The sequence below is a fragment of the Amycolatopsis deserti genome, from assembly GCF_014653945.1.
Taxonomy (GTDB): domain Bacteria; phylum Actinomycetota; class Actinomycetes; order Mycobacteriales; family Pseudonocardiaceae; genus Amycolatopsis_E; species Amycolatopsis_E deserti.
This window is the reverse complement of the sequence record NZ_BNAU01000013.1, coordinates 168,767-192,576: the sequence shown is the minus strand read 5'-3', so window position 1 is coordinate 192,576 and position 23,810 is coordinate 168,767. Positions and strand designations below refer to the sequence as shown.

The window sequence follows — 23,810 nt, the reverse complement described above, 5'->3', positions numbered from 1 at the left end:
GACGACCCCGGCGGCGCGGGCCGGGATACTGATCACGTGAGTGGACGAGTCGTCGCGGCGGCGGTTCTCGCGGTGGCCGCGACGGCGGAGGCGCTGGGGCGGGCCCTCGCCGCGGACGTGAGCCTGCAGTTCGGGTTGCTGGTGGTGGTGTTCGCGCTGGCGACCACGGTGCCGCCCGCGGTGCTGCGCCCGGTGCCGGCGGCGGTGGCGGTCACCGCGGGGACCGCGCTGTCGCTCGCGTTCGGACACTGCATGACCGCGGCGGGGGCCGTGAGCCAGGTGCTCGTGCTGTACGCCGCGGGGGCGCCGGGCGTCGCGCTGGCCGTGCCGCTGGTGGTGTTCGCGCTCGTGCGCCCCGGTACCGCTTACGACGGCGTCCTGGCGGTGCTGCTCGGCTCGTTCGGGCCGGCGGCGGTGTGGGCGGGGATCGCGCGGCGGGCCCGCGCGGAGGCGAACGTGCACCGCGCGGCGCGCGAGGCGATCGCGGACAGCCTGGTCGAGCACACCGTGCGCGGTGAGCGGGCCCGCATCGCGCGGGAGCTGCACGACGTGGTCGCGCACCACATCTCGATGATCGCGGTGCAGGCCGAGACGGCACGGCTGACCACGCCCGGAATGCCCGAGGCGGGTGCGCGGCGGCTGAGCGAGATCGGCGACACCGCCCGCGCCGGGCTCACCGAGATGCGGCGGCTGCTCGGGGTGCTGCGGGAGGACGTTCCCGCGGACCGGCATCCGCAGCCGGGCCTGGCGCAGCTGGCCGAGCTGCTCGACGAGGCACGGGACGCGGCCGGGGTGGGCGCGCGGCTCATCGTGTCCGGCGCCCCGGCCGAGGTCGATCCCGGCGTCGGGCTGGCCGCGTACCGGATCGTGCAGGAGGCGCTGACGAACGCGCGGCGGCACGCGCCCGGCGCGGCGGTGGACGTCGAGCTGCACTACACGGGCGAGGTGCTGCGCTTGCGGATCCGGGACAACGGGCCGGGCGCGGTGCGGGAGGGCGGGCACGGGTTGTCCGGGATGCGGGAGCGGGCGCTGGCCGTGGGCGGGGAGTTGCGGGCCGGTCCGGCGACGGTGGGCGGGTTCGTCGTGGTGGCCGAGCTGCCCCTGGAGGCGGCGTGACGGTCCGGATCGTGGTGGCCGACGACCACCAGGTGGTGCGCACCGGGTTCGCCGCGCTGCTGGACACCCAGCCGGACTTCGCCGTGGTCGGCACGGCGTCCGACGGCGCCGGGGCGGTCCGGGTGTGCCGCGAGCTGTCGCCCGACGTGGTGCTGATGGACGTGCGGATGCCCGGGGTCGACGGGATCGAGGCGACCCGTCAGCTGGCCGGGCACGGGCCGCGGGTGCTGATCCTGACCACGTTCGACCTCGATTCCTACGTCTACGACGCGTTGCGGGCCGGGGCGAGCGGGTTCCTGCTCAAGGACGTGACGGCGGAACGGCTCTTCGACGCGGTGCGGGTGGTGGCCGAGGGGCAGGCGCTGCTGGCGCCGACGGTGACGCGGCGGCTGATCAGCGAGTTCGCCCGGCAACGGCCGCGGGTCGCGGCCCCGGTGCTGCCCGCGTTGACCCCGCGTGAGACCGAGGTGCTGCGGCTGGTCGCCGAGGGCCTGTCCAACACCGAGATCGCCGGACGGCTCGTGGTCACCGAGGAGACGGTGAAAACGCACGTCAGCCGGATCCTGGCGAAGCTCGGGGTGCGCGACCGGACGCAGGCCGTGGTGGCCGCCTACGAGAGCGGGCTGGTGGTGCCCGGCGGGGCGTGAGCTGGATCGCAGTCGAACAGTAGGACTTCCTACTAATCTGCGGGGCATGGACATCTCGAAGGTCGGTGTGGTCGGCGGCGGGCTGATGGGCTCGGGCATCGCCGAGGTGTGTGCCCGGGCGGGCCTGGACGTGGTGGTCGCCGAGGTCGGCGAGGCGGCCCTGGCCGCGGCGCGGGAGCGGATCGGCAAGTCGCTGGAGCGCGCGGTGAAGGCCGGGAAGCTCTCCGCCGAGGACTCCGCCGCGGCGGCCGGGCGGCTGTCCTACACGGTGGACTTCGACGCCTTCGCCGACCGGTACCTGGTGGTCGAGGCCGTCGCCGAGGACGAGCGGATCAAGACCGACGTGTTCGAGCGGCTGGACAAGGTCGTCGAGCGGCCGGACGCGATCCTGGCGTCGAACACCTCGTCCATCCCGATCATGAAGCTGGCGATGGCGACCGGGCGTGCGGAGCAGGTCGTGGGCATCCACTTCTTCAACCCGGTGCCGGTGCTGCCGCTGGTCGAGCTGATCCCGTCGCTGCTGACGTCGGACCAGACGCGCGAGCGGGCGGCGGGCTTCGCCACGGAGACGCTCGGCAAGACGGTGGTGCACGCGCAGGACCGGGCCGGGTTCGTGGTCAACGCGCTGCTGATCCCGTACCTGCTGTCGGCGATCCGCATGCTGGAGTCCGGGTTCGCCAAGGCCGAGGACATCGACAACGGCATGGTGCACGGCTGCGCCCACCCGATGGGGCCGCTGCGGCTGGCCGACCTGATCGGCCTGGACACCACGAAGGCCGTGGCCGAGTCGATGTACGCGGAGTTCAAGGAACCGCTCTACGCTCCCCCGCCGCTGCTGCTGCGCATGGTCGACGCGGGCCTGCTGGGCCGCAAGTCCGGCCGCGGTTTCTACGACTACCGCTGACCCGCCTCGCCGAACGTGGTCAGCAGCAGGTCCACGAGTACCTCCGCCCGCGCCTGGAACGCCACCTGCGCGTTGGGCTCGCCGGTCGCGTTCGGACGGACGTCCATCACGGTCCGGCCGACGGTCAGGGCGCCGGCGGTTTCGACCTCGACGCGCACCGGGCGGGTGGTGATCACCTCGGGCCGCACCAGGTAGGCCACGCACACCGCGTCGTGCACGGGCGCCGAATCGGCCGCGTGCACGCCGTGGCCGGCGGAGTAGGCGTCGATGCGGCGGGTGATCAGGTCGGCGGCGGCGCGGCCGGCGGCGGTGCCGAGCTCGGCCAGTTTCGCGCAGTCGGCGCGGGTGACGAGCGCCTGGTGCGTCGCGTCCAGCGGGACGAGCGTCAGGCGCGGGAATCCGGCCGAGAAGACCATCGCGGCGGCCTCCGGGTCGGCCCAGATGTTGAACTCGGCCGAGGGCGTCACGTTGCCGTAAGCGTGCGCCCCACCCATGATCACGATCTCGTCGACGGCGTCGCGCACGGACGGATCCGCGGCGAGCACGGTGGCGATGGTGCTCAGCGGCCCGACCGGCACCAGCGTCACCGGTTCGGTGGTGTCGCGCAGGGTGTGCAGGAGGAACTCCACCGCGGAGGTGTCCCGCGCGGCGGTCACCGGCGCGGGCAGCGGCAGGGAGGTGCCGTGCATGTCCCGGTCGGAGTCGCGCTTGAAGTGCGTCTGTCCGGGAAATCCGCGCCGCGCGATGGGGTGCGCGACGCCCGGGTGCACCGGGACGTCGGGGCGGCCGATGGCGTCCAGCACGCGCAACGTGTTGTCGGTGGTGGCCGGTAGCGGCACGTTGCCGTTGACGGTGGTCACGGCGGCCAGGTCGAGACCGGGGTGCAGGGCGGCCAGCATGATCGCGACCGCGTCGTCGGTACCGGTGTCGACGTCGAGGATCACCTTGCGTGTCACCCCGGCAGCGTCCCACACCACGCGGTCGCGATCACCCGGATTCCGCCGCGCGCCGGAGGCCGTCGGCCTCCAGGGTCGTCACCGCACTGTCCCCGTCGGCGGCCAGACGGTGCCAGCCGACCGACGTGACCCCGCGGGACCGCGCCTGCCAGGTGAAACTCCGCCGGCCGGTCAGCTCGGTGACCCGCCACACCAGTGGTGCCGGTCCGGGCTGCTTCGCCGTCGCTTCGCTCCCGGCCCGCAGCGGGCCGGCGAGGCGTCGATCCGCCTGGTGGCCTCGAACTCCATGGCCGGACCATAGCGGCGGCGGCGAAGACCGGGTACCGCCGGACGCCGGGTTCCGCGCTGTGGCGTGGAAACCGCGCCCGGCGGTCGCGATCACCGGGATTCAGCTGTCGAGCTTCCCGAGCTGGGTCAGCAGCTCCAGCTGGTCGAAGTAGAGGTGGCTGTCGGTCATCTGCCCGGCCCGCACCCGGTGGACCTCGCAGAACGGGATGTCCACCGTCCGCTGCGTGGGCGCGATCTCCCCGGCTGGGGAGACCAGCGGGCCGGTGTGGGTGCCCTGGAAGCGGCCCTCCAGCACGCCCCCGTTCTCGTCGCCGTGGATGCTCACGACGGCGATCTGGTTGTCCGGGAACGCGTCGTGCCAGGTGGACCACTCCGCGTCGAGCGCCTCACGCCCGGCGAGCCGGAACCCGCCGGGTGCGCGGAGTTCGAAGGCGGTCTGGTTGGTCATGCCCTGCCAGCCTTCGCGGTCACCGGCGTTCCACAGGTCGGTCCAGCGCTGGGTGAGGCTGTTGGTGCCGCCCTCCCGGACGGTGGTGAACAGCAGCTGGTACTCGCCCACCGACCGCACCTGCGCGTGGATCCGCGTCAGGGTGTCGGCGCGCAGGCGGGCCACCGCGGCACGGCTGCCCGCCAGGTAATCCATGTTCTCGTAGGCGGCGATCACCAGACAGCGGCCCAGCTCGCGGTCGACGAGCATCTGCGCGCTGCACAGGCCCTCCATCTTCATCAGGCCGGGCACCGCGTTCTCGCGGAACGCCTGGATCGCGGCGCCGACCTCGCCGGGCGGGCAGTCGATGGTGGTCATCCGGACGCCGGCGCCGGGACCGGGGCGGCTGCGGCGGACGAACACCGGGACCTCGAAGTGGTCCACGGTGACCATGCCCTCGGCCAGCTCGGCGGCCTCCTTGCGGGAGGCCTCCACGGCGTGCTCGGACAGCGTCATCGACTCCGCGGAGTCCCAGTAGGTCCCGGCGACGGCGATGCCGAGCTCGCTGTTGGTGAGGACGGCCAGCCCGCGGTTGCCGGCCTGCGCCTCCACGAAGGGGCGCACGGTGGTTTCCAGGTAGTGCGTGACCTCGTCGATCCGGGCGGGGTCGCCGATGAGCGTGTTCATTCGTGCGTACACGAGACCCTCCCTCGCAGTGCTGGTGGTGGTGCCCGGAACCTTCCAGCGTCGTCCTCGGCCGGGGCGTTTCGCTAGGGCCGAAAGACCGGGGCTCAGGTGCCCGGCTGCCCGCCGTCGAGTGCCGGTGGTGACGAGCTCACCGAACAGACGCCACATGGCGCGCTCCTGTCGAGCGTCCGGGGGAAGCGTGAGCGCGAACGCGGTGGCCAGGGGATGCCGGCCGAGGTCGACCATCGCCCGGACCGCGCCGGCCCATTCGTCGGTGGCCACGACGGCCAGGCGGTACTCGATGGCGGCCGCCCCGGCGACGACCAGGTGGCCGTAGAGCAGGCAGACGAAGGAGTCGACGCTCCTCTGGGCCTCATCGGTCTGCTTGCGCACCGGTTCGAGTACGGCGGCGTTGAGTTCGTGCCACAGCACCTGGGAGTCGAGCCGGTACCGGTCGTGCCCGTACTCCTCGAAGCGTCGGATCGCGTTGCCGAGCCGGGTCGGCGCGACCTGCCCGTCGTCCAGCGGGTACCGGTGCAACCGCTCGTCCAGCAGGATCCAGCCGACCAGCAACGCGCGCCCGCCGCCCAGGGCACTCTGGAATATCCCGGTCACCGCCTACCCGCGTGGCCGCCGCGCGAACATCCGGCGGGTCCAGGGTTCGCGCACGTCGTCGGTAGGGCCCGGGGACAGCCGGCTCCGAGCCCGACGCGGGTGCCGGGGCAGCGGACTGTGCCGCGACGGCCTCGGCCAACGGCAGTGCCCGCTCGTACAGTCCGTCCCACGGAGACGTCAAGCTGCTTCTTGGCCAGGGGCAGCAGCACCTCGACTCCCCTGGCGGTGTGGGTGGTGAACGAAGCGTTCGCCACCTTGGAGTTCTCGAGGAACGCCGCGAACGCGACCCGCCCCTTCGGGATCGAAGGCGCCCGGCGCCGTTCTCGATCCGTGACGCAGCTGGTCCAGGGCGCGGCCGACGGCTCAGATGCCGCGGCCGGCGGCTTTGAGCTGGTCGATGGCGGCGAGGTCGCCCTCGAAGGTCACGCGGACGGCGTCGCGGCCGAAGACGAACAGCAGCAGTTCGACGGGGTCGCCGGTGACGGTGACCTGCTCGGTGTTGGTCTTGACGGTGGCTTCGCGGCCGTCGGTGGTGCGCAGCGTGACGCCGACGGGGACGCGGCGGAGGTTGACCTTGGCCGCGGTGCGGGCGGCGCGCCAGGCGGCGGCGTCGCGGGTGGCCTCGGCCGGGCGGGGTTGCCAGCCGGGGCGGCCGCGGCGCACGTCTTCGTGGTGGACGAGGAACTCGGCGGTGTTGGCGAGTTCGTCGAGCCGGCCGATCGAGGTGGGCCAGTACCAGGCGGGGCCGCGGCGGACCCGGTCGACCAGCTCGGGCCACGGCCGCGCGGCGATCGCGTCCTGGACGCGCTGGGTGTGCCCGGCCAGCGGCGGCAGGAGGATGCCCACGGCGGCGTCCGGACGGCTCTCCCGCAGGACGAGGTGCGCGGCGAGATCGCGGGTGAGCCACCCCTCGCACAGGGTGGGCGCGTCGGGCCCGGTCTCGTCCAGCAGAAGGCTCAACAGACGACGTTCCTCAGCGGCGACACCCATGAGGCCACCCTACCGGGCGGTAGGGGGATGGCTGGTAACGCGACGCGTGCCACCGCCACTCCGCCGCACCACGGGTGCCGTGCCCGCGACACCAGGGGTGCGCCCGGGGCACACCCCGCCGCCTCACGACCGACTGCGCCACCGGAATCGCCCGTCGCGCCAAGGCGCCGCACACCCAATTTGGGCGCGTTACCGCCAGCCCAAGCGCACGGCCGCGCCGCCCACCACCCGCCGCCGGTCGCGTCAAGGCACGGTAGTCACCGGAGTCCGCCGGCGCCCCCGGGACTGCCGTTCCCTAAGCGCTCACCGCCTCCTCGTCCGCGCCCACGATGTGGTCCACGAACCCGTACGCGAGCGCCTCCTCGGCGTCGAACCAGCGGTCGCGGTCCGCGTCGGCCGTGATGCGCTCCACCGGCTGGCCCGTCTGGCGCGCCGTGATCTCCGCGAGGCGGCGCTTCATCCGTCCGAACACCTCCGCCTGGATCGCGATGTCCGTGGCGGCGCCGCCGATCCCGGCCGACGGCTGGTGCATCACCACCCGCGTGTTCGGCAGCAGATAGCGCTTTCCGGGCGTCCCGGAGGACAGCAGGAACTGGCCCATCGACGCCACGAAACCCAGTCCCCACGTGGAAACGTCCGGTTTGATCAGTCGCATCGTGTCGTAGATCGCCATGCCGGCGGTGACCGAACCGCCGGGCGAGTTGATGTAGAAGGTGATGTCCTTGTGCGGATCCTCGGCCGCCAGCAGCAACAGCTGCGCGGTGATCCGGTTGGCGACCGCGTCGGTCACCTCCGTGCCGAGGAACACGATTCGGTCGCGCAACAGTTGTTCGTACACCGAATCGTCCAAAGAGGCCGACGCGTTCGCCGACGGGAGCACTCGCAGAGTCATGTCCCCGAACGTAGGCGCCACAACCCGAACAGAACACCCGTGTTCGCCGTGAGCATGACGGTTTCGCCACGAGCGATCAACTCCGGAAGGATTCGCAGGGGGAAAGCCTGCCGCGGTCGGTCTCGCGGCGGGGTGGCCCGCGCGGGTGAGGGCGGAATCCTCTGGTGCGAGGCCGTCCCGCGGGTTACACCGGCTGTGTGCACTTCCGGCCGCTGACGGAGCCCGCGCAGCACTGGCTGCGGGGCACGGCCGAGCCCGGCCACACGACCGTGGCGGTCGACAGGGGCGAGATCGTCGGCGGCGTGACCGTCGCGTCGCGGGAGCTGACCGTGCCCGGGGCGGTGGTGCCGGTCGCCGAGGTGGCGGCGGTCTCCCCCGCACCCCGGTGGCTGCAGGAGGCGCTGATGTCGCGGCAGCTGACCGAGTTGTACGAGTCGGGTGAGACGGTCGCGGCCGGCACCGCGGTCTGCGGCCGGTTCGGGTTCGGACCGGCCGCTCGGGCGGTGCGCCTGCAGGCGGCCGGCGGTATCGGGCTCGACGCCTCCACGAGCCGGATCCGGCTGGTGGAGGCGGCGGCGGCGGGGCCGTTGCTGGAGCCGCTGTACGACGCGGTGCGGCCGAGGTCGGTGGGGTTCGTTTCGCGGCCTCCCCGGTTCTGGGACGCGCTGCCGGGTTCGGCCGCGGTCCACAGCTCGCCGGAGGGCGAGGTGACCGGCTACGCGCTTTACCGAACTGGCGATCGGGGCGAAGCTCAGGTCGCCGAGGTGGTCGCTTCGACGCCGCAGGCGGCCGCCATCCTGTGGCGATTCCTGCTGGCGGAGCTCGGCCGGTTGTCGGCACTGGTGCCGGTGGACTCACCGCTGCTGCGCATGGTGACCGCCCCGCGGCTCACACCGGTGGACAACCTGTGGGTGCGGCTGGTCGACGTGGAGCGCGCCCTGGCCGTGCGCCGCTACGCCACACCGCTGGACGTGGTGCTGTCCGTGTGCGACTCGTTCTGTCCCTGGAACACGGGCCGTTTCCGGTTGCGCGCCGAGGGCGGCCGGGTGACGTGCTCGCGAACCTCCGCCCCGGCCGAGTTGTGCGTGAGCGCGGCCGACCTGGGAGCCGCCTACCTGGGCGGCCCGCCGCTAGCGGAGGCGGGCCGGGTGGTGGAACTCCGGCCCGGCGCACTGTCCCGGACTTCCCTCGCCTTCCGCGGCCAACACGAGCCGTTCCACCCCGCGGAGGCTTGGTGAGCGGCGCGGATTCCACCATCGAGCACGGTGCCGCCGGTCAGGTCCCCCGGTGGTCGCAGCGGGCGGTGATTCCCTCCAGGATCAGGTCCAGGGCCGAGCTCACCTGCGCCGGCTGACCGCGCCCTGCGACGTCCACGGTTTCCGCCGTGGACGTCGCGGGGCCCGGGTCACTGCTGGAGGTGTTCGTAGAAGGCGCGCACCCGGGCGGCGTGGCCGTCCTGGTCCAGCTCGACGACGTCGAGCACGCGATTGCCGTTCTCGCGGCGGTAGAGCAGTGCGTAACCGCCGGGGCTGGTCAGCAGTGCCTCCTCGGTGAAGGTCAGTTCGGGGGCGAGCTCCAGGCCGAGTTCGAAGTGCCTGCGCAGTTCGGACTTGCCGCGCAGGCGGCCATCGGGCCGGCCCCACCGGCGGGTCACCGTGGAGGCGGCGAAGTCCACGTCGTCGGCGTAGCAGGCCATGATGGCATCGAGGTCGCGTGCCTGCCACGCGGCCAGCCAGGCGTCGGCATGGGCTCGAACGTTCATCCCCGCAGTCTTCCCACCCGAGTCGATCACCGGCAACCGCGTTTTCGGCTTCTGGAACGGAGGACTACAGCTCCTCGAGGTCGACCGCGAACCCCGCACCTTCATCGTGGGGCTCGACCACCGGCGACCAGGAACTGACCTGCACATGGCAACCGCTCGTTCCCGGCTCGTTCCCGACCCGGTCGAGCTGCGCTGCCTCCCAACAACCACCGGAAGTGCGAGCGGTCACCAGCAACCGGAGGCCATCGGCCTCGGTGCGCGACACCAGGGCGCCGAAGGCCTGCGCAGCGTCGATTTCACCGAACCGGCTGTAGAGGTGGACCTGGTATGCCAAGCGCCGTCTCCTGACCAGGCTCTTCGTCCGGCGAGCCGGCGCTCAGAGGTCGTCCACCGGGATCGTGTGCATCGCCGCCTCTTCGGCTGACGCGGCGGCTCCGTCGACGCCGATGTCGCGTGCGTAGAGGTCCACCTCGGCCTCTCCGTCCGCCAGGGCGACCAGGCGGCCGGTCCGCGCATCGCCGACCTCGTCGTCCAGCAGTTCGCCGTCGGTGTCGAGCGTGTCGCCCAGGCCGTCGCCCTCGGCGAGAGAATCCTCGCCCACCTCGCGCGCCAGTCGTGCGTCCAGGCTCTCCCCCGCGGCCTCTTCGCGCGCCGTCGTGCCCCAGCTCCGCACCGCCCAGGGGCGTTCGGCCGGCGAGTAGCCCTCGTCCAGCGGGTCGGCCGGCCCCCGGGTGTCCAACGTGTCCGACGCGTCCAGCTGCTCGTAGACGTCGTCGTCGATCTCGTCGCGGTCCATGGCGCGCTCCCGTTCGTGCAAGCCTGTGCCCAGCATCGCACGAACGGGAGCCAGCGCGTCAGGGCGTGAGGATGGCGCGCCCCCGGATCCGGCCGGCGCCGAGGTCGTCGAGCGCGTCCTGGAACCGCTCCAGCGGGTACTTCGTGGTGTGCAGCCGCACCTTGCCCTGCGCCGCGAGCACCATCAGCTCGCACAGGTCGGTGTAGGAACCCACCAGGTTGCCGATGAAGTTGATCTCGGTGGAGATGATGTCGATCGTGGGCACGTCGATGTTCTCGCCGTACCCGACCACGTGGTAGTCCCCGGCTCGGCGCAGCATGCCGACGCCGTCGCGGGTGGCGCCGCCCTCGCCGACGAAGTCCAGCACCACCTCGGCCCCGGCGCCGCCGGTCAGGTCCAGCACCTCCTCGACCTGCCGCCCCTCGGCGACCACCCCGTGGTCGGCGCCGATCGACACGGCCAGCTTCACCGCGTCCGGGTTGCGGTCGACGACGATCAGCTCGGCCGCGGTCAGCGCCTTGAGCACCTGGATGCCGATGTGCCCGAGCCCGCCCGCGCCGATCACCACGCACCGGTCGCCGGGCCGCAGCCGCCGGGCCGCCTTCGCCGCCGCGTGGTAGGCGGTGAGCCCGGCGTCGGCCAGGGCGGCGACGTCGGCCGGTTCCAGCGAGTCGTCGATCCGCACCACGCTGCGCGCCGACGTCTTCAGGTACTCCGCGTACCCGCCGTGCGTGTCGATGCCCGGGAAAGCACTCGCCGCGCAATGCACGTCGTCGCCCGCCCGGCACGCGGCGCACAGCCCGCACGTGATCAGCGGGTGCACGATCACCTTGTCGCCCTCGGCCACGTTGGTGACGGCGCTGCCGACGGCGTGCACCCATCCGGCGTTCTCGTGCCCGATCGTGTAAGGCAGCGTGACGCCGGACTTCTCCGCCCACTGCCCTTCCAGGATGTGGATGTCGGTGCGGCACACCCCGGCGCCGCCGATCCGCACGATGACGTCCCACGGCCCGGTGACCTCCGGCTCGGGCAACTCGGTCATGCGGAGGTTCTCGTGGTAGCCCACGACCTGTACTGCCTTCACGACACCTTCTCCTTCACGGGTGACTGGTCCGCCGCCGACTCCGGGTAGCGCGTCCGGAGCAGGCCGCGGCAGAAATGGGAATTGCCCTCGATCGAGATGCGCACCGATCGCGCGAGCCGCAACCGCAGCGGCACTTCCGCGCGCGGGTAGCGGTTGCCGTCGTCGTCGACGAGCACGAACGCCGACGGCCCGGTGCTCAGGCCGAGCGCCTCCCGGCGGCGCAGCAACGCGGCCGTCGCCGCACCGGGCGGCAGGTCGGCGAGGACGACGTCGTGCAGTTCGTCCTCGGGCAGACCGGCGCGCAGCATCGCGGTGAGCACGCGTTCCATCGCCGCGGTGTGCGCCTTGCGGCGGAAGGTCGCGCGCAACTGCTCCAGGCTGTCTTCGGCCTCGTGCCCGAACGTGCCGCGGTACCCGGCGTCGGCGGCCAGCCCGCGGTTGATCAGGTCCGAGTCGTGGTGGTCGTCGAGGAACACCGCGACTTCGTGCGCGCCGGGCAGTGCCGACAGCGCGTCTTTGGCGTCGGAGGCCATCAGGTAGGCGAAGTTCGGCGAGCAGAACGACGTGGGCAGCCGCAGGTGCACGGTCACGGCGGTCCCGGAAACCTCCAGCGACCGCACGAACCCGAGGTCGGTGATCGGCTCGTCCAGCTCGGGGTCGATCACGGTGTGCAGCGCGGCGCGGGCCTGTGTTTCGGTGATCATCACGCCACCGCCACGGCCTGCGGCTCCTCGCGCGGGAGCTGCAGCTCGGCGGGCACCGGGATGTCGTACATCGCGGCCGCGTTCAGCCCGAGGATTTTCTTCTTCTGCGCGGTGGTCAGCGGCGCGTACTCGGTCATGTCCTCCGGGATCTGGAAGTCGACGAACCGTTCGATCAGCCAGCGCGGGGTCCAGAGCGCGTAGTCGCTGGAGAACTGGATGCGGTTCTCGTCCAGCCAGTACAGCAGCTCGCCGATGATCTGCGCGAAGTACCGCGGCCGGGTGTGGATGAACGGGATGGCGACGGCGAGTCCGGCGTGGACGTTGGGCTCCTGGGTGGCGATCCAGCAGAAGTCCTCCAGCCGGGGCAGGCCGCAGTGCTCGACGACGAAGTTCAGGTCCGGGAAGTCGGTGGCGACCTTGTCGATGTCGGCGACGTCGAAGGCGTCCCGGTCCAGCGGCCGGATCGTTGGTCCCTTGTGGACGTGGATGTTGCGGATGCCCAGTTCCTGCGCGGCTTCCAGGTACCTGTAGGACCACGGGTCGTCCAGTTTGTACCCGCGCGAGTCGCCGTGCCATTCCGCGGTGTAGAGCTTGACGCCCTTGAGGCCGAAGTGTTCCGCGTCGCGGCGCAGCTGGTCCAGCCCGGCCTGCTCGAAGCGCGGATCCCAGAAGTGGTTGTAGGTCAGCTTGTCCGGGTGGGCCTGCGCGAGCGCGAACGCCTCCTCGGTCTGGCCGAAGCCGCGGTGGTAGAAGGCACCCAGGTGCGCGGGCTGGAAGATGGCGTGGTCGACGTAGCCGTCCTCGAACAGGTCCTTCATCAGGCGCGCGCCGCCCTGGTAGAGGTAGTCCTCGTACGGCCACACCTCGGAGTCCGGGCTGAGGTTGCGGTGGTAGTCGTAGAAGCAGTCGATGAACTGCTTGCCGTGGATGTTGCGCTGGTTGTCCGGGCGCGCGTCCCACAGGGCGATGTGGGCGTCGACGATGAAGTAGCGTTCGCCGTCCTTGGTGTACATCAGTTCGGGTCCTTCCGACGTGGCGACCGTGGCACGTGCACCGGTGACGGTAGGTAGCCGCACGCCGTGGCGGGCCCGTGTGGCGTCTCAATATGAGACAGCCGGACGACCTGCTCGCGGCGCCCCGCGGGGTAGCCTCGCCGGGAGACGCAACGATGCGGACGGGAGGTCGCCATGGTGGATCAGCGGGCGGTCCTGCCGCCCCGGCTGGCCGCGTCCTGGCAGCGCAGCAGGCAGTACGGGGTGTCGCCGGAGACGGTGCGGCCGGCGTTTTCCGGCACCGTCGACCACGATTCGCTGTTCTTCGAGTGCGGCCAGGAGGTGCTGAGCGGACTGCATTCGACCCTGGCCAACGAACCGGTGAGCCTGATGCTCACCGACAGTGCGGGCCTGGTGCTCAGCCGGCTGTGCAAGGACACCACCATCATCCGTTCGCTGGACCGCGTCCACCTGGCGCCGGGCTTTTCCTACGCGGAGCGTGACGCCGGCACCAACGGCCTCGGGCTCGCGCTGGCCGACCGCGCCCCGTCGCTGGTGTCCGCCGAGGAGCACTACTGCACCGGGCTGTGGGGCTACACGTGCGCTGCCGCGCCGGTGCTCGAACCGGGGACGAACCGGCTGCTCGGCAGCGTCAACCTGACCACCTGGTCGAAGTCGTCGAAGGAACTGTTGCTGGCGCTCGCGCAGGCCGCGGCGGGCAACACGGCCGCGTTGATGCTCGCGCGGTCGCACGGGCACCTCGCACCGCCGGGCCCGCGTGGCGAGGTGTTCCACGTCTACGCCGACCGGCTGCCCGCGGTCGCGGCGAACCTGTCCGCCGCCTGGACCGACGCACTGGCCGAGGCTCGCGCGGCGATGGAGCACGGGCGCGTGGTGTGCGTGACCGGCGAACCCGGCAGCGGGAAAGCGGCGCTGGCGTCGACGGCCCGCCGGTCGGTGCGGCCGCGGGAACGCATCCTCAACGCGCGGCCGCCCGCGCCGCAGGACGCGGCGTCGTGGCTCGCGCTGTGGACGCCCGAGGTCGGCAAGGCGGACACGTGCGTGATCGTGTCCGGCGCCGACGCGCTGCCCGCCTACGCCGCCGAGGAGCTGGCCGGGCTGCTCGCCGCGGCGCGCGGCGCGTTCGTGATCACGGCCGAGGACCACGCGGGGGTTCCGGACGCGTTGCGGGCCCTGATCGACACGGTCGTCGACGTGCCCGCGCTGCGGTACCGGCCGGACGACGTCCTCCCGCTGGCCGGGCACTTCGCGCGGGAGAGCCGGGGCCGCCCGGTCACCTTCACCCCGGCCGCGTCGCGCGCACTCACGGCCTATCCGTGGCCGGGCAACGTCCGGCAGCTGCGGCAGGTCGTGCGCGAGGCGGTGTCGCGGGCGGATGTGGTCGACATCCGGCACCTGCCGCCCGAGGTGTTCACCAGCCCCGGCCGCCGGCTGACCCGGATGGAGGCGGTGGAACGTGACGAGATCGTGCGCTGCCTGACCAAACCGGGCACGACGGCGGCGCAGGCGGCGTCGATGCTCGGCATGAGCCGGGCGACGGTGTACCGCAAGATCGCGCAGTACGGGATCAAGGTGCCGCGCCGGTAGGTACGCTTTCCCACCATGCCCGTGGAACGTCCCGAGATCCCGACTGTCGCCGGTGAGCGCGAAATGCTGCGCGCCCACCTCGAGTACCACCGCGCCACACTGGCCTGGAAGTGCGACGGACTGTCCGATGTGGACCTGCGCGCGCAGTCCATGCCGCCGTCGACGCTGTCGCTGCTCGGCCTGGTGCGGCACATGGCCGAGGTCGAGCGCGCGTGGTTCCGGCGCACCATCAACGGGGAGGCGGAGCTGCCGCTGGTGTGGTCGGACGAGGGTGATTTCCAGGTGGCCTACGACGCGCGGGAGTCGACGCGGGCGGAGGCGTTCGCGGCGTGGCAGGCCGAGGTCGAGCACGCGCGGCGCATCGAGCGGGCGGCCGAATCGCTGGACTTCACGGTGCACTCGCCGCGCTGGGGTGTCGACGTGTCGCTGCGGGCGGTGATGCTGCACATGATCCACGAGTACGCCCGGCACAACGGGCACGCCGACTTCCTGCGCGAGGGCGTGGACGGGCTCACCGGCGCCTGACGGCGTGCGAAGTCGGCCGCGGCGCGGTAGGTGTGGTGTCGTGGACCCGGCACAGGCGTTGCGGCAGATCGCGTTCGAGCTGGAGCGCGCCGGCGCGCCCACCTACCGGGTGCGGGCGTTCCGGCGGGCCGCGGCCGTGGTGGCGGAGTTGCCCGCGGACGAGCTGGCCGAGCGCGTCCGGCACGGGACCCTGAAGGCGCTGCCGGGCATCGGGCCGGCGACGGCGCAGGTGGTGGAGCAGGCGTGCGCCGGTCAGCAGCCGGACTACCTGGCGAAACTGCTCGCGGAGGCCCCGGAGCCGGACCGGTCCGGGTTGCGGGGCGCGCTGAAGGGCGACTGCCACACGCATTCGGACTGGTCGGACGGCGGGAGCCCGCCGGAGGAGATGGCCGAGGCGGCGCGGGCGCTGGGGCACGAGTGGATCGCGCTGACCGATCATTCGCCGCGGCTGACGGTGGCGAACGGGTTGTCGGCCGAGCGCCTGCTGCGGCAGCTCGATCTGATCGCGGAGCTCAACGAGAAGCTGGCGCCGTTCCGGATCCTGACCGGCATCGAGGTGGACATCCTCGAGGACGGGTCGCTGGACCAGCGGGACGACCTGCTGGAGCGGCTGGACGTGGTGGTGGCGAGCGTGCACTCGAAGCTGCGGATGCCGTCGGAGCCGATGACCGAGCGGATGCTGGCGGCGGTGCGGAACCCGCTGGTGGACGTGCTCGGGCACTGCACCGGGCGGATGGTGATGGGCCGCGGGCGCCCGCAGTCGCAGTTCGACGCCGAGGCGGTGTTCACCGCGTGCCGCGAGAGCGGGACCGCGGTGGAGATCAACTGCCGCCCGGAACGCATGGACCCACCCGACGACCTGCTGGCGATGGCCGCCGAGATCGGCTGCGTGTTCGCCATCGACACGGACGCGCACGCGCCCGGGCAGCTGGATTGGCTCGGCAACGGGACGGTGCGCGCCGAGGCGGTGGGCATCGGCCCGGAGCGCGTGCTGAACACGCTGGGAGCGGCCCAGCTGGGCGGCTGATTCACCGGGGTGCTGGGCGTTGCGGCCCTGCCGCCGCAGCTGAGGCCAGTGGCGGGCGGCTCCCGCAGCCGATGCCGGGGCGGCCATCGCCGCCCGGTGGTCTCGCACCGCGGCTCAAGCCCGCCAGCGGCGGGCCGGCCCGCGAGGCGCCCCACCGCCGCTCAGACACCCGAGAGGCACGCCGCTCCCGCAAGGGCGCAGACCAGCCATCCTCGCCCAGTGGCCTCGCACCGCGGCTCAAGCCCGCCAGCGGCGGGCCGCCCCGCGAGGCGCCCCACCGCCGCTCAGACACCCCAGAGGCACGCCGCTCCCGCAAGGGCGCAGACCGGTCCTCCTCGCCCGAAGGGAGGCTCGCCCTTCTTTCGGCGTCGGCCCGAGCCGCAGTCCCCGGCACGATCGGCCTGAACACTCATCGCAGCTGGTCGCGCCGCCGGGTCAGGTACGCGGTCTCCGCGGTGTTGCCCGCCAGCTCGATCGCCCGGTCGTACGCGGCGCGGGACTCCTCGCTCCGGCCCAGCCGGCGCAGCAGGTCGGCCCGCGTCGCGTGGAAGGCGTGGTATCCGGCCAGCCTTCCCGCCAGCTCGTCGACCGCTGCCAGCGCCACCTCCGGGCCGTCGAGTTCGGCCACCGCGATCGCCCGGTTCAGGGCCACGATCGGCGAGGGGTCGAGGCGCGCGAGCTGGTCGTAGAGGGCGAGGATCTGCGACCAGTCGGTGTCCCGCATGTCGCGGGCGGAGGTGTGCACCGCGTTGATCGCCGCGAGGATCTGGTAGCGCCCCGGAGCCACCCCCGCCGCCAGGCGCTCCCGCACCAGCCGGTGCCCCTCGGCGATCAGCTCCGCGTCCCACGCGCCCCGGTCCTGCTCATCCAGAGCGACCAGTTCACCGGCCGCGACCCGGGCCGGGCGGCGGGCCTCGATGAGCAGCATCAGCGCCAGTAGCCCGGCCACCTCACCGTCGCCCGGCAGGAGCGCCCGGACCAGGCGGGTGAGCCGGATCGCCTCGGCGGTCAGGTCGCCGCGCACCGGATCGGTGCCGGGCCCGGTCGCCAGGTAGCCCTCGTTGAACACCAGGAACAGCACGGCCAGGACACCGGAGACCCGCTCAGGCAGATCCTCCGCCGACGGGACCCGATAGGGGATGCGCGCCGCTTTGATCTTGGCCTTCGCGCGGGTGATCCGCCGTCCCATGGCGTCGTCGGTCGCCAGGAACGCGCGGGCGATCTCGGGCACGGTCAGGCCGCCGACCATCCGCAAGGTCAGGGCCACCCGGCTCTCCATCGCCAGCGCCGGGTGGCAGCAGGTGAAGATCAGCCGGAGCCGGTCGTCGTCGATGGCGCCGGGAGGCTCCGCGGAGACATCCCACAAGGTCCGGGCCTCCTCGTGCTTGCCGTCGCGCTTGTTCTCGCGCCGGATCCGGTCGATGGCCTTGCGGGTGGCGGTGGTGGTCAGCCAGGCGCCCGGGTTGGGCGGCACGCCGTCGGCCGGCCACCGTTCGACGGCGGTCGCGAACGCCTCGGCCGCCGCTTCCTCGGCGATGTCGAGGTCACCGAACCGCCTGGTCAGGGCGGCGACCACCCGGGCCCACTCGGCGCGGTGGGCCCGGGTGACCGCCTCGCGGACGTCGCTCACCGGATCGGCCGCACCTCGACCTTCCGGTTGCACGCCTTCGACCCCTCGGCGGCCAGCCGGAGCGCCACGTCGAGGTCGGGGGCCTCGATGATCCAGAACCCGGCGAGGTACTCCTTGGACTCCACGAAGGGCCCGTCGGTGACCATCGGCTCCTCGCCCCGGTTGTCGATGACCGTGGCCGTCTCGGGCGCGGCCAGGCCGGCGGCGAAGACCCAGTGGCCCCCGGCCTGGAGCCGGTCGTTGAACACGTCGATCGCGGCGTCCTCCTCCGGCGTGGCGAGGCTGGGCTGGTCGTGGATCACGGAAAACAGGTACTGCATCCGAGGATCATCTCCTGTGGTGTCGGGGAATCAGATGGCCGGCGCGTACCGCGGCCGCCCGGCGGGCCGGTAGACCTGGATCGTCACGCCCTTCGAGTCGACGCGCGAGCCGGCCAGGTCGAGCGCGAGGTCCGGCCCGGTCTCCGGGAACAGGCGCGCGCCCTGGCCGAGGATCACCGGGATCACGATCAGGGTCATCTCGTCGACAAGGTCGTTCGCCAGCAGCCACCGGGTCAGCGCGCCGCTGCCGTGCACCTGCAGCTCACCGCCCGGCTGGGCCTTCAGGTCGGTGATGGCGGCCTTCAGGTCACCCGACAGGACGGTGGTGCCCGACCAGGCCGGATCGGTGAGCGTGGTCGAGGCGACGTACTTGGGCCGCGTGTTCAGCGCCCGCATGACCGGCTCCCAGCCCGGGACGTCCTCGGCCGCCAGCGACCCCCAGGAGGCGGCGAACAGCTCGTAGGTGCGCCGCCCGAGCAGGAACGCGTCGGCGCGCTGGTAGGTCTCCTTGATGAGCGTGTGGGTGTCGTCGTCGCCCTTGCCCAGGGCCCATCCCCCGCGCGAGAACCCGTTCCGGCGGTCCTCGTCCGATGCGCCGCCGTTTCCCTGCATCACGCCGTCGAGGGTGAGCTGGGTCATGGTCGTGAGCTTCATGATCTCGGTTCCTCTGCCTCGGCGCCGCCCCTCCGCGGGCGGCCTCACCCCTGCTACGAACACCACCACCCGGATCCGACACCGCCGCCGGATTTTTCTTCGCCAGTTTTTCCGAGACGAGCGGATCCCGCGCACCCGTGTCACCGTGAGTACATGCTGACCGTGCTCCTGGCGGTGGCCGCCGCCTTCGCGAACGCGGCGGGCTCGGTCCTGCAGCGGGCCGGGGCGCGGAAGCAGCGGCAGGGCAGCGACCTGGACGTGGGCGCGCTGAAGGGGCTCGTCAAGACCCCGGTGTGGGTCGCCGGGGTGGTCGTGATGCTCACCGGGCTGGTGTTGCAGGCGGCGGCGCTGGCGACCGGGCCGATCGTCCTCATCCAGCCGATCATGGTGTCCGAGCTGGCGTTCACGCTCGTGCTGTCCGGGCTGGCCTTCCGGACGCGGCTGCGTGCCCGGGACTGGGTCGCGGCGGTGGGGATGGCCGCCGCGGTCGGGCTGCTGCTGTTCGCGCTCGCCCCGGGCGGAGGGGACGCCCGAAGCGTCTCGGCGCTGGAGTGGCTGCTCGGCTGCGCGGTGACGGTCGCCTGCGTCGGGATGCTCTTCGTGGCCGGGCGGCGGGACGAGACCACGCACAGCGCGGCCCTCCTCGGCACCGCGGCCGGGTTGTGGTTCGGGTTCACCGCGGTGCTCATGGCCGGGGTGACCGCCGCGCTCACCGCCGACGGCGTGCACGGGTTGTTCACGGCGTGGCAGACCTACGCGATGCTCGTCGCCGGGCCGGCCGGGTTCTTCCTGCTGCAGACGGCACTGCGGGCCGGGCGGCTCGTCGCCGCCCAGCCCGGGCTCGTCCTGGCCAACCCGCTCGTCGCGCTGGGCTGGGGTCTGGTGGTGTTCGGGGAGCACGTCCGCGGCGGGCCGTGGATCGCGCTGGAACTGGTCGCGGCCGGGGCGCTGGCCGGCTGCACCGTGCTGCTGGCCGGGTCGCCGCTGCTGCGTGACGAGGACCCGGCCCGGCAGCCCGCCTGACTCACACCCCGGCCGGGACGCGCTCCACCCGCTCGGCCGCCGCCCGCCGCCGCAGCACGCTGCTCAGCGCGAACCGGCCGGGGCCGGTGACGGCGATCAGCAGGAACACCCAGCTGTACAGGGCGGCGGTCTCGCCCATGTTCTGCAGCGGCAACAGGGCCAGCGGCTGGTGCACGGTGAAGTAGGCGTAGGCCATCGCGCCCGAGCAGATCAGCGCCGCGGCCCTGGTGCCGAGCCCGAGCAGCACCAGGACCCCGCCGATCAGCTCGATGACGCTGGCCCACCAGCCCGGCCACACTCCGAACGGCACGCCGCCGCCCTGGCCGTCGATGCCACCGAAGGCGCCGAAGCCCTGCAGGCCGTGGAAGGCGAACAACAGTCCGACCACGATGCGGACGACGCCCAGGACGACGGGGGTGAGCTGGGTCTGGGAAACCGGAATGCGAGCCATGATCGATCCTTCCTCCGAAGTTGCTGTCATGAACACGTCGAAGGAACCCGGGCCGGATCGACAACCCCCGCGAACTATTTTTCCGGGGCCGTCACCACTGCTGCTGCGGCGGCGGACCCTGGTAGGGGCCCGGCTGCTGCGGCGGGCGCTTGCCCCACGCGCACCAGCGGCCGGTGAGCGGCACGAGCACCAGCACCAGCGTGGCGATCGCCGGGGACAGCACGACCAGCAGACCGCCGACCCCGCCGCCGATGCCGGCCGCGGTGTCGAGGTTGCGGTTGAACCGGTCGTCCGAGGCCAGCACGATCAGCGCGACGATGCCCTGCAGGATGTGCAGCACGCTGCCGAGGGCGATCAGCCAGCGGCCCACGGGCTTGCGCAGGAACAGCAGGATGGCGCCGGGCAGGAGCGTGGCGAACTCGACGAGGTAGACCGTGCCCTGCAGGATCACGATCCACTTCAGGTCGTCGACCACCTCGTCGACGACGCCGAGGTTGAGGATGCCGCTGAAGACGCCCCACAGGGCGCCGAGAACGGCGAGCACGCCCGCGGTGATCGCGGTGCCGCCGCTGGGCGGCTGCTGGACGGAGTACTGGTCGCCGGGGTAGGGCGGCGGCGCGGGCGGGTACTGGCCCGGCTGGGGCGGGTACGTCATGGGAACCTTCCGATCGTCGTGGAACCGGCGTGATCCAAACAGACCGGCCGCCCGCGTGTGGCCGAAGTGACCTATTCGCGACCTGGGAGCACCGGCGCGCGCACGTCTAAGATCACCCGGTGGCCCAGACCGAACAGCAGCAGGCGTTCTTCACCGCCGACGGCGACGAGCTGGTGCCGGATCCGGTGGCCCGGAGCTGGTGGAACCCGGAGATGATCCACGGCCGCCTGCTCGGCGGGCTGGCCGCGCGGGCGCTGGAACGCGACCACGCCGCGCCGGGCCTGCACTTCACCCGGCTGACCGTCGACCTGTTCCGGAACGCGCCGCTCGCCCCGGTCCGCGTCGAGACCGACCTCGTGCGGGACGGGCGCCGCATCCGGGTCGCCGACGCGCTGGTGCACGGCGCGAACGGGCTCGTCGCCCGCGCGACCGCCGTGCTGCTGCGCAGCGGCGAGCAGCCCGCCGCGCCCGTCCCGGCCACCCCGGCCTGGGACGCGCCACCGCCCGAGGAGCTGTGGGAGCCGCGCGAACAGGGCTGGGCGATCTGGCGGTTCGACGAGCACAACCAGCCGCTGCGTAGCGGCCGCGGCGCCGGGCGGCGGAGGGCCTGGCTGCGCGAGTCGCGGGAGCTGGTGGCCGGGGAGGCGCTGTCGCCGTTCGTGCGGGCCGCGCTGGCGGCCGACACCGCGAGCCCGCTGGCCCACGCGAGCGCCGAGAGCCTGGACTTCATCAACGCCGACTACACGTTGTCGCTGAGCCGGTTGCCGCTGTCCGACGCGATCGGACTGGAGTCGTCGGGACACCTCAGCGAGGACGGGGTCGCCGTCGGGCACTGCACCCTGCACGACACGGCCGGGCCGATCGGGTTCTGCCTCACCACGGCGATCGCCAACCACCGGGGCTGACTGTCCCGTTTGGGCAGCCGTGCGCCGGGAATCCGACGCGCAAGGAGGCACCCATGAACGGCAACCCGAACCACCAGCCGGAGTCGGCGCCGGGGATCCCGGAGTCCGATCCACCGCAGGGCGGGCCGAACGCCGACAACGACACCCCAAACCCGGCCGACCTCGCGCCCGGTTTCGGCGGCACGTCCCGCACCCGACCGGTCAGCACCGAGGAGGAGGACGAGACGGGCAACGGATCGTGACCGGATCCGTCCGCATCCCGGCCTGATCGAGCCTGCCCGGCGGGCGCTCGAGCCGCCAGACTCGGCGGCATGAGCGAAGCACTCGTCGTCATCGACGTCCAGGAATCGTTCCGGCAGCGGCCGATCTGGCGGCTCACCGCCAACCCGGACGTGGCGGAGCGGGCGGCCCTGCTCGCCGGGCACACGCGCGCCCGCGGCGGGCTCGTCTGCTGGGTCCTGCACAGCGAACCCGGCAGCGGCACGGTGTTCGACCCCGCGCTGGGGCACGTCCGGCTGATGGAGGGCCTGACCCCCGCCGACGGTGAGCCGGTGCTCACCAAGACCGCGCACAACGCCTTCACCACCACGAATCTGCAGCAGATCCTGGTGTCGCGCGGGATCCGGCGGCTGACCGTGTGCGGGATCCGCACCGAGCAGTGTTGCGAGACGACCGCGCGGCTGGCGTCCGACCTGGGTTACGACGTCACCTTCGTGACCGACGCGACCACCACCGATCCGATCCCCCACCGGGACGCCCCCGCCGGGCTGACGCCGGAGGAGATCCTCGCCGATCCACACACCCTGGGCACGGACGAAATCATCGCCCGCACCGAGTACGCGCTGGCCGGCCGGTTCGCCACGATCCGGAGCGTCGCCGAGCTGACCGGGGTCGGCGTAGGCTGACCGGATCGTGACCCGTGTGGCCTTCGTGCTCCTCCCCCGCCTGCACCTGCTCGACCTCGCCGGACCCGCGCAGGTGTTCTCGACGGCGCGCGATCTGGGGCTGGACTACGAGCTGGCGTACCTGGGCGAGCAGGGCACGGTGGAGAGCGCGCAGGGCGTGCCGCTGACGGCGGAGCGGGATTGGCCGGAGCTGTCGGCGGACGATCTGGTGGTCGTGCCCGGGTGGCGGTCGCCGCGGCTGACGGCGGCTCCGCTGAGCGCCGCCGGGCTGGCGTGGTTGCGGGCGCACCACGAGCGGGGCGGCACGGTGGCGAGTGTGTGTTCGGGGGCCGACGCGCTCGGCCGGGCGGGGCTGCTGGACGGCCGCCGCTGCACGACGCACCACGAGCTGCAGGATGCGCTGGCGGCGCGCTATCCGGCGGCGACGGTGGTGCGGGACGTGTTGTTCGTCGTGGACCAGCGGGTGGTGACGTCGGCGGGCATCGCGAGCGGGATCGACCTGGCGCTGCACCTGGTGGCGGCGCGGCACGGGCCGGCGGTGGCGGCGCGGGTGGCGCGGTCGATGGTGGTGTACGCGCGGCGGAACGGTGACGAGCAGCAGGCCAGCGCGATGCTGCGGCACCGTGCGCACGTCAACGACACCGTGCACCGCCTCCAGGACCTGATCGACGCGCGGTTCGCCGACCCGCTGAAGCTGGTTGACCTGGCGGACGCGGTGGGATGCAGCGAGCGCACGGTGACGCGGCTGTTCACCCGCGCGACGGGGCTGACGCCGTTGCGGTACCAGCAGATGCTGCGCCTGGAGCGGGCCGAGCACCTGATCGCCCACGGCGCCACGGTGGAGGCCGCCGCGCGCACGGTGGGCTTCGAAGACGCCCGCATGCTCCGGCGGCTGCGGGCACGCACCTGATCGGGGCGGCTGCTCGCTCTTGTGGCCTTGGTGAGGGCGCGTACCCCAGCTGCCCGGGGCGCTCATCGGGGCGGTCACCCCCGTCCCCACCACGGCCCCGGCGGAGCGTCGCCCCTTGCCCCCCACGGTCCGGCCTTGACGCGGGCCGCCGTCCCCCACCGCCCGGCACTCATCGAACAGCCCCACCACAGCCCCGGCGGGGCGCCGCCACCTGCCCCCACGGACCGGCCTTGGCGCGGGCCACCGGCGCCCACCACCCGGCACTCATCGAACAACCGCCCCACCACGGCCCCGACGAAGCGCCACCACCTGCCCCCACGATCCGGCCTTGGCGCGG

28 protein-coding genes are annotated in these 23,810 nt (G+C 72.8%); 12 read left to right on the top strand and 16 right to left on the bottom strand.

The window, feature by feature from the left end; genetic code table 11:
* Positions 1-36: 36 nt before the first annotated feature.
* From IE290_RS36625 to IE290_RS36615, 3 genes are read left to right on the top strand one after another with little or no spacing between them, the layout of a single operon-like run.
* The gene (locus IE290_RS36625; protein ID WP_229874924.1) at positions 37-1,116 is read left to right on the top strand and encodes a sensor histidine kinase; all 1,080 of its coding nucleotides are present in this window, start codon (positions 37-39) and stop codon (positions 1,114-1,116) included.
* Positions 1,113-1,763, top strand: a complete 651-nt coding sequence (locus tag IE290_RS36620) for a response regulator (protein ID WP_191249345.1) — start codon at positions 1,113-1,115, stop codon at positions 1,761-1,763. Before IE290_RS36625 ends, IE290_RS36620 begins: the two co-directional genes overlap by 4 nt.
* 46 nt (positions 1,764-1,809) lie before the next feature.
* Entirely contained in the window at positions 1,810-2,667 is an 858-nt protein-coding gene (locus tag IE290_RS36615; protein ID WP_191249344.1) for a 3-hydroxybutyryl-CoA dehydrogenase, read from the top strand.
* Here the strand turns inward: IE290_RS36615 and IE290_RS36610 are convergent.
* The 5 genes from IE290_RS36610 to IE290_RS36590 form a co-directional block, all read right to left on the bottom strand.
* Positions 2,658-3,623, bottom strand: a complete 966-nt coding sequence (locus IE290_RS36610; RefSeq protein WP_191249343.1) for a nucleoside hydrolase — start codon at positions 3,621-3,623, stop codon at positions 2,658-2,660. The two genes, IE290_RS36615 and IE290_RS36610, sit on opposite strands and share 10 nt — an antisense overlap.
* 31 nt (positions 3,624-3,654) lie before the next feature.
* Entirely contained in the window at positions 3,655-3,816 is a 162-nt protein-coding gene (locus tag IE290_RS36605) for a hypothetical protein (RefSeq protein WP_229874923.1), read from the bottom strand.
* Between the two features lie 195 nt (positions 3,817-4,011).
* Positions 4,012-5,640: an ester cyclase gene (locus tag IE290_RS36600; protein WP_191249342.1), complete on the bottom strand. Its 1,629-nt coding sequence runs from the start codon at positions 5,638-5,640 to the stop codon at positions 4,012-4,014.
* 363 nt (positions 5,641-6,003) lie between these two features.
* The gene (locus tag IE290_RS36595) at positions 6,004-6,630 is read right to left on the bottom strand and encodes a TIGR03085 family metal-binding protein (protein WP_191249341.1); all 627 of its coding nucleotides are present in this window, start codon (positions 6,628-6,630) and stop codon (positions 6,004-6,006) included.
* A 295-nt stretch (positions 6,631-6,925) separates the two neighbouring features.
* Positions 6,926-7,522 (bottom strand): ClpP family protease, encoded by a 597-nt coding sequence (locus IE290_RS36590; protein ID WP_191249340.1) that lies wholly within the window; start codon positions 7,520-7,522, stop codon positions 6,926-6,928.
* Positions 7,523-7,686: 164 nt separating this feature from the next.
* On the opposite strand from IE290_RS36590, the gene IE290_RS36585 reads away from it, so the two are divergent.
* A complete protein-coding gene (locus IE290_RS36585; RefSeq protein WP_191249339.1) occupies positions 7,687-8,760 on the top strand; it encodes a GNAT family N-acetyltransferase in 1,074 nt (357 codons plus the stop codon).
* Positions 8,761-8,927: 167 nt separating this feature from the next.
* Here IE290_RS36585 and IE290_RS36580 read toward each other — a convergent pair whose 3' ends face one another.
* The 6 genes from IE290_RS36580 to IE290_RS36555 form a co-directional block, all read right to left on the bottom strand.
* A complete protein-coding gene (locus tag IE290_RS36580) occupies positions 8,928-9,284 on the bottom strand; it encodes a nuclear transport factor 2 family protein (RefSeq protein ID WP_191249338.1) in 357 nt (118 codons plus the stop codon).
* Positions 9,285-9,348: 64 nt separating this feature from the next.
* Positions 9,349-9,618 (bottom strand): hypothetical protein, encoded by a 270-nt coding sequence (locus IE290_RS36575; protein ID WP_191249337.1) that lies wholly within the window; start codon positions 9,616-9,618, stop codon positions 9,349-9,351.
* 42 nt (positions 9,619-9,660) lie between these two features.
* Positions 9,661-10,080 carry a DUF5709 domain-containing protein gene (locus tag IE290_RS36570; protein ID WP_191249336.1) on the bottom strand — a complete coding sequence of 140 codons (420 nt, stop codon included), beginning with the start codon at positions 10,078-10,080 and terminating at the stop codon, positions 9,661-9,663.
* A gap of 58 nt (positions 10,081-10,138) precedes the next feature.
* Entirely contained in the window at positions 10,139-11,164 is a 1,026-nt protein-coding gene (locus IE290_RS36565) for an NAD(P)-dependent alcohol dehydrogenase (RefSeq protein WP_191249335.1), read from the bottom strand.
* The gene (locus IE290_RS36560) at positions 11,161-11,868 is read right to left on the bottom strand and encodes an iron-sulfur cluster assembly protein (RefSeq protein WP_191249334.1); all 708 of its coding nucleotides are present in this window, start codon (positions 11,866-11,868) and stop codon (positions 11,161-11,163) included. Before IE290_RS36560 ends, IE290_RS36565 begins: the two co-directional genes overlap by 4 nt.
* Positions 11,868-12,881 carry an amidohydrolase family protein gene (locus IE290_RS36555; RefSeq protein ID WP_191249333.1) on the bottom strand — a complete coding sequence of 338 codons (1,014 nt, stop codon included), beginning with the start codon at positions 12,879-12,881 and terminating at the stop codon, positions 11,868-11,870. The genes IE290_RS36560 and IE290_RS36555 overlap by 1 nt, the downstream gene beginning before the upstream one ends.
* Before the next feature lie 174 nt (positions 12,882-13,055).
* Here IE290_RS36555 and IE290_RS36550 point away from each other — a divergent pair, with 174 nt between their 5' ends.
* From IE290_RS36550 to IE290_RS36540, 3 genes are read left to right on the top strand one after another with little or no spacing between them, the layout of a single operon-like run.
* Complete coding sequence (locus IE290_RS36550) at positions 13,056-14,468, top strand: AAA-type ATPase lid domain-containing protein (RefSeq protein ID WP_191249332.1); 1,413 nt, start codon at positions 13,056-13,058, stop codon at positions 14,466-14,468.
* Between the two features lie 15 nt (positions 14,469-14,483).
* Positions 14,484-14,993, top strand: coding sequence for a DinB family protein (locus tag IE290_RS36545; RefSeq protein ID WP_191249331.1), 510 nt, complete (start codon positions 14,484-14,486; stop codon positions 14,991-14,993).
* Positions 14,994-15,033: 40 nt separating this feature from the next.
* Complete coding sequence (locus tag IE290_RS36540; protein ID WP_191249330.1) at positions 15,034-16,020, top strand: PHP domain-containing protein; 987 nt, start codon at positions 15,034-15,036, stop codon at positions 16,018-16,020.
* A gap of 409 nt (positions 16,021-16,429) precedes the next feature.
* Here the strand turns inward: IE290_RS36540 and IE290_RS36535 are convergent, their stop codons facing one another.
* From IE290_RS36535 to IE290_RS36525, 3 genes are read right to left on the bottom strand one after another with little or no spacing between them, the layout of a single operon-like run.
* Positions 16,430-17,650, bottom strand: a complete 1,221-nt coding sequence (locus IE290_RS36535; protein ID WP_191249329.1) for an RNA polymerase sigma factor — start codon at positions 17,648-17,650, stop codon at positions 16,430-16,432.
* On the bottom strand, positions 17,647-17,970 hold the full coding sequence (locus tag IE290_RS36530; RefSeq protein ID WP_191249328.1) for a YciI family protein: 324 nt from the start codon (positions 17,968-17,970) through the stop codon (positions 17,647-17,649). Before IE290_RS36530 ends, IE290_RS36535 begins: the two co-directional genes overlap by 4 nt.
* 30 nt (positions 17,971-18,000) lie before the next feature.
* Positions 18,001-18,624: a dihydrofolate reductase family protein gene (locus IE290_RS36525; protein ID WP_191249327.1), complete on the bottom strand. Its 624-nt coding sequence runs from the start codon at positions 18,622-18,624 to the stop codon at positions 18,001-18,003.
* Between the two features lie 153 nt (positions 18,625-18,777).
* Here IE290_RS36525 and IE290_RS36520 point away from each other — a divergent pair, with 153 nt between their 5' ends.
* Positions 18,778-19,647 carry a DMT family transporter gene (locus tag IE290_RS36520; RefSeq protein WP_191249326.1) on the top strand — a complete coding sequence of 290 codons (870 nt, stop codon included), beginning with the start codon at positions 18,778-18,780 and terminating at the stop codon, positions 19,645-19,647.
* Between the two features lies 1 nt (position 19,648).
* On the opposite strand, the gene IE290_RS36515 is transcribed toward IE290_RS36520, so the two are convergent.
* Positions 19,649-20,098, bottom strand: coding sequence for a DoxX family protein (locus IE290_RS36515; protein WP_191249325.1), 450 nt, complete (start codon positions 20,096-20,098; stop codon positions 19,649-19,651).
* A 91-nt stretch (positions 20,099-20,189) separates the two neighbouring features.
* Positions 20,190-20,753, bottom strand: coding sequence for a hypothetical protein (locus tag IE290_RS36510; RefSeq protein WP_191249324.1), 564 nt, complete (start codon positions 20,751-20,753; stop codon positions 20,190-20,192).
* A gap of 119 nt (positions 20,754-20,872) precedes the next feature.
* Here IE290_RS36510 and IE290_RS36505 point away from each other — a divergent pair, with 119 nt between their 5' ends.
* From IE290_RS36505 to IE290_RS36490, 4 genes are all read left to right on the top strand, one after another.
* Positions 20,873-21,658 (top strand): acyl-CoA thioesterase domain-containing protein, encoded by a 786-nt coding sequence (locus tag IE290_RS36505; RefSeq protein WP_191249323.1) that lies wholly within the window; start codon positions 20,873-20,875, stop codon positions 21,656-21,658.
* A gap of 53 nt (positions 21,659-21,711) precedes the next feature.
* Positions 21,712-21,900, top strand: a complete 189-nt coding sequence (locus IE290_RS36500; protein WP_191249322.1) for a hypothetical protein — start codon at positions 21,712-21,714, stop codon at positions 21,898-21,900.
* Positions 21,901-21,969: 69 nt separating this feature from the next.
* Complete coding sequence (locus IE290_RS36495) at positions 21,970-22,563, top strand: isochorismatase family protein (protein WP_191249321.1); 594 nt, start codon at positions 21,970-21,972, stop codon at positions 22,561-22,563.
* Positions 22,564-22,579: 16 nt separating this feature from the next.
* Positions 22,580-23,473, top strand: coding sequence for a GlxA family transcriptional regulator (locus tag IE290_RS36490; protein ID WP_229874922.1), 894 nt, complete (start codon positions 22,580-22,582; stop codon positions 23,471-23,473).
* The last annotated feature ends 337 nt before the right edge of the window (positions 23,474-23,810 follow it).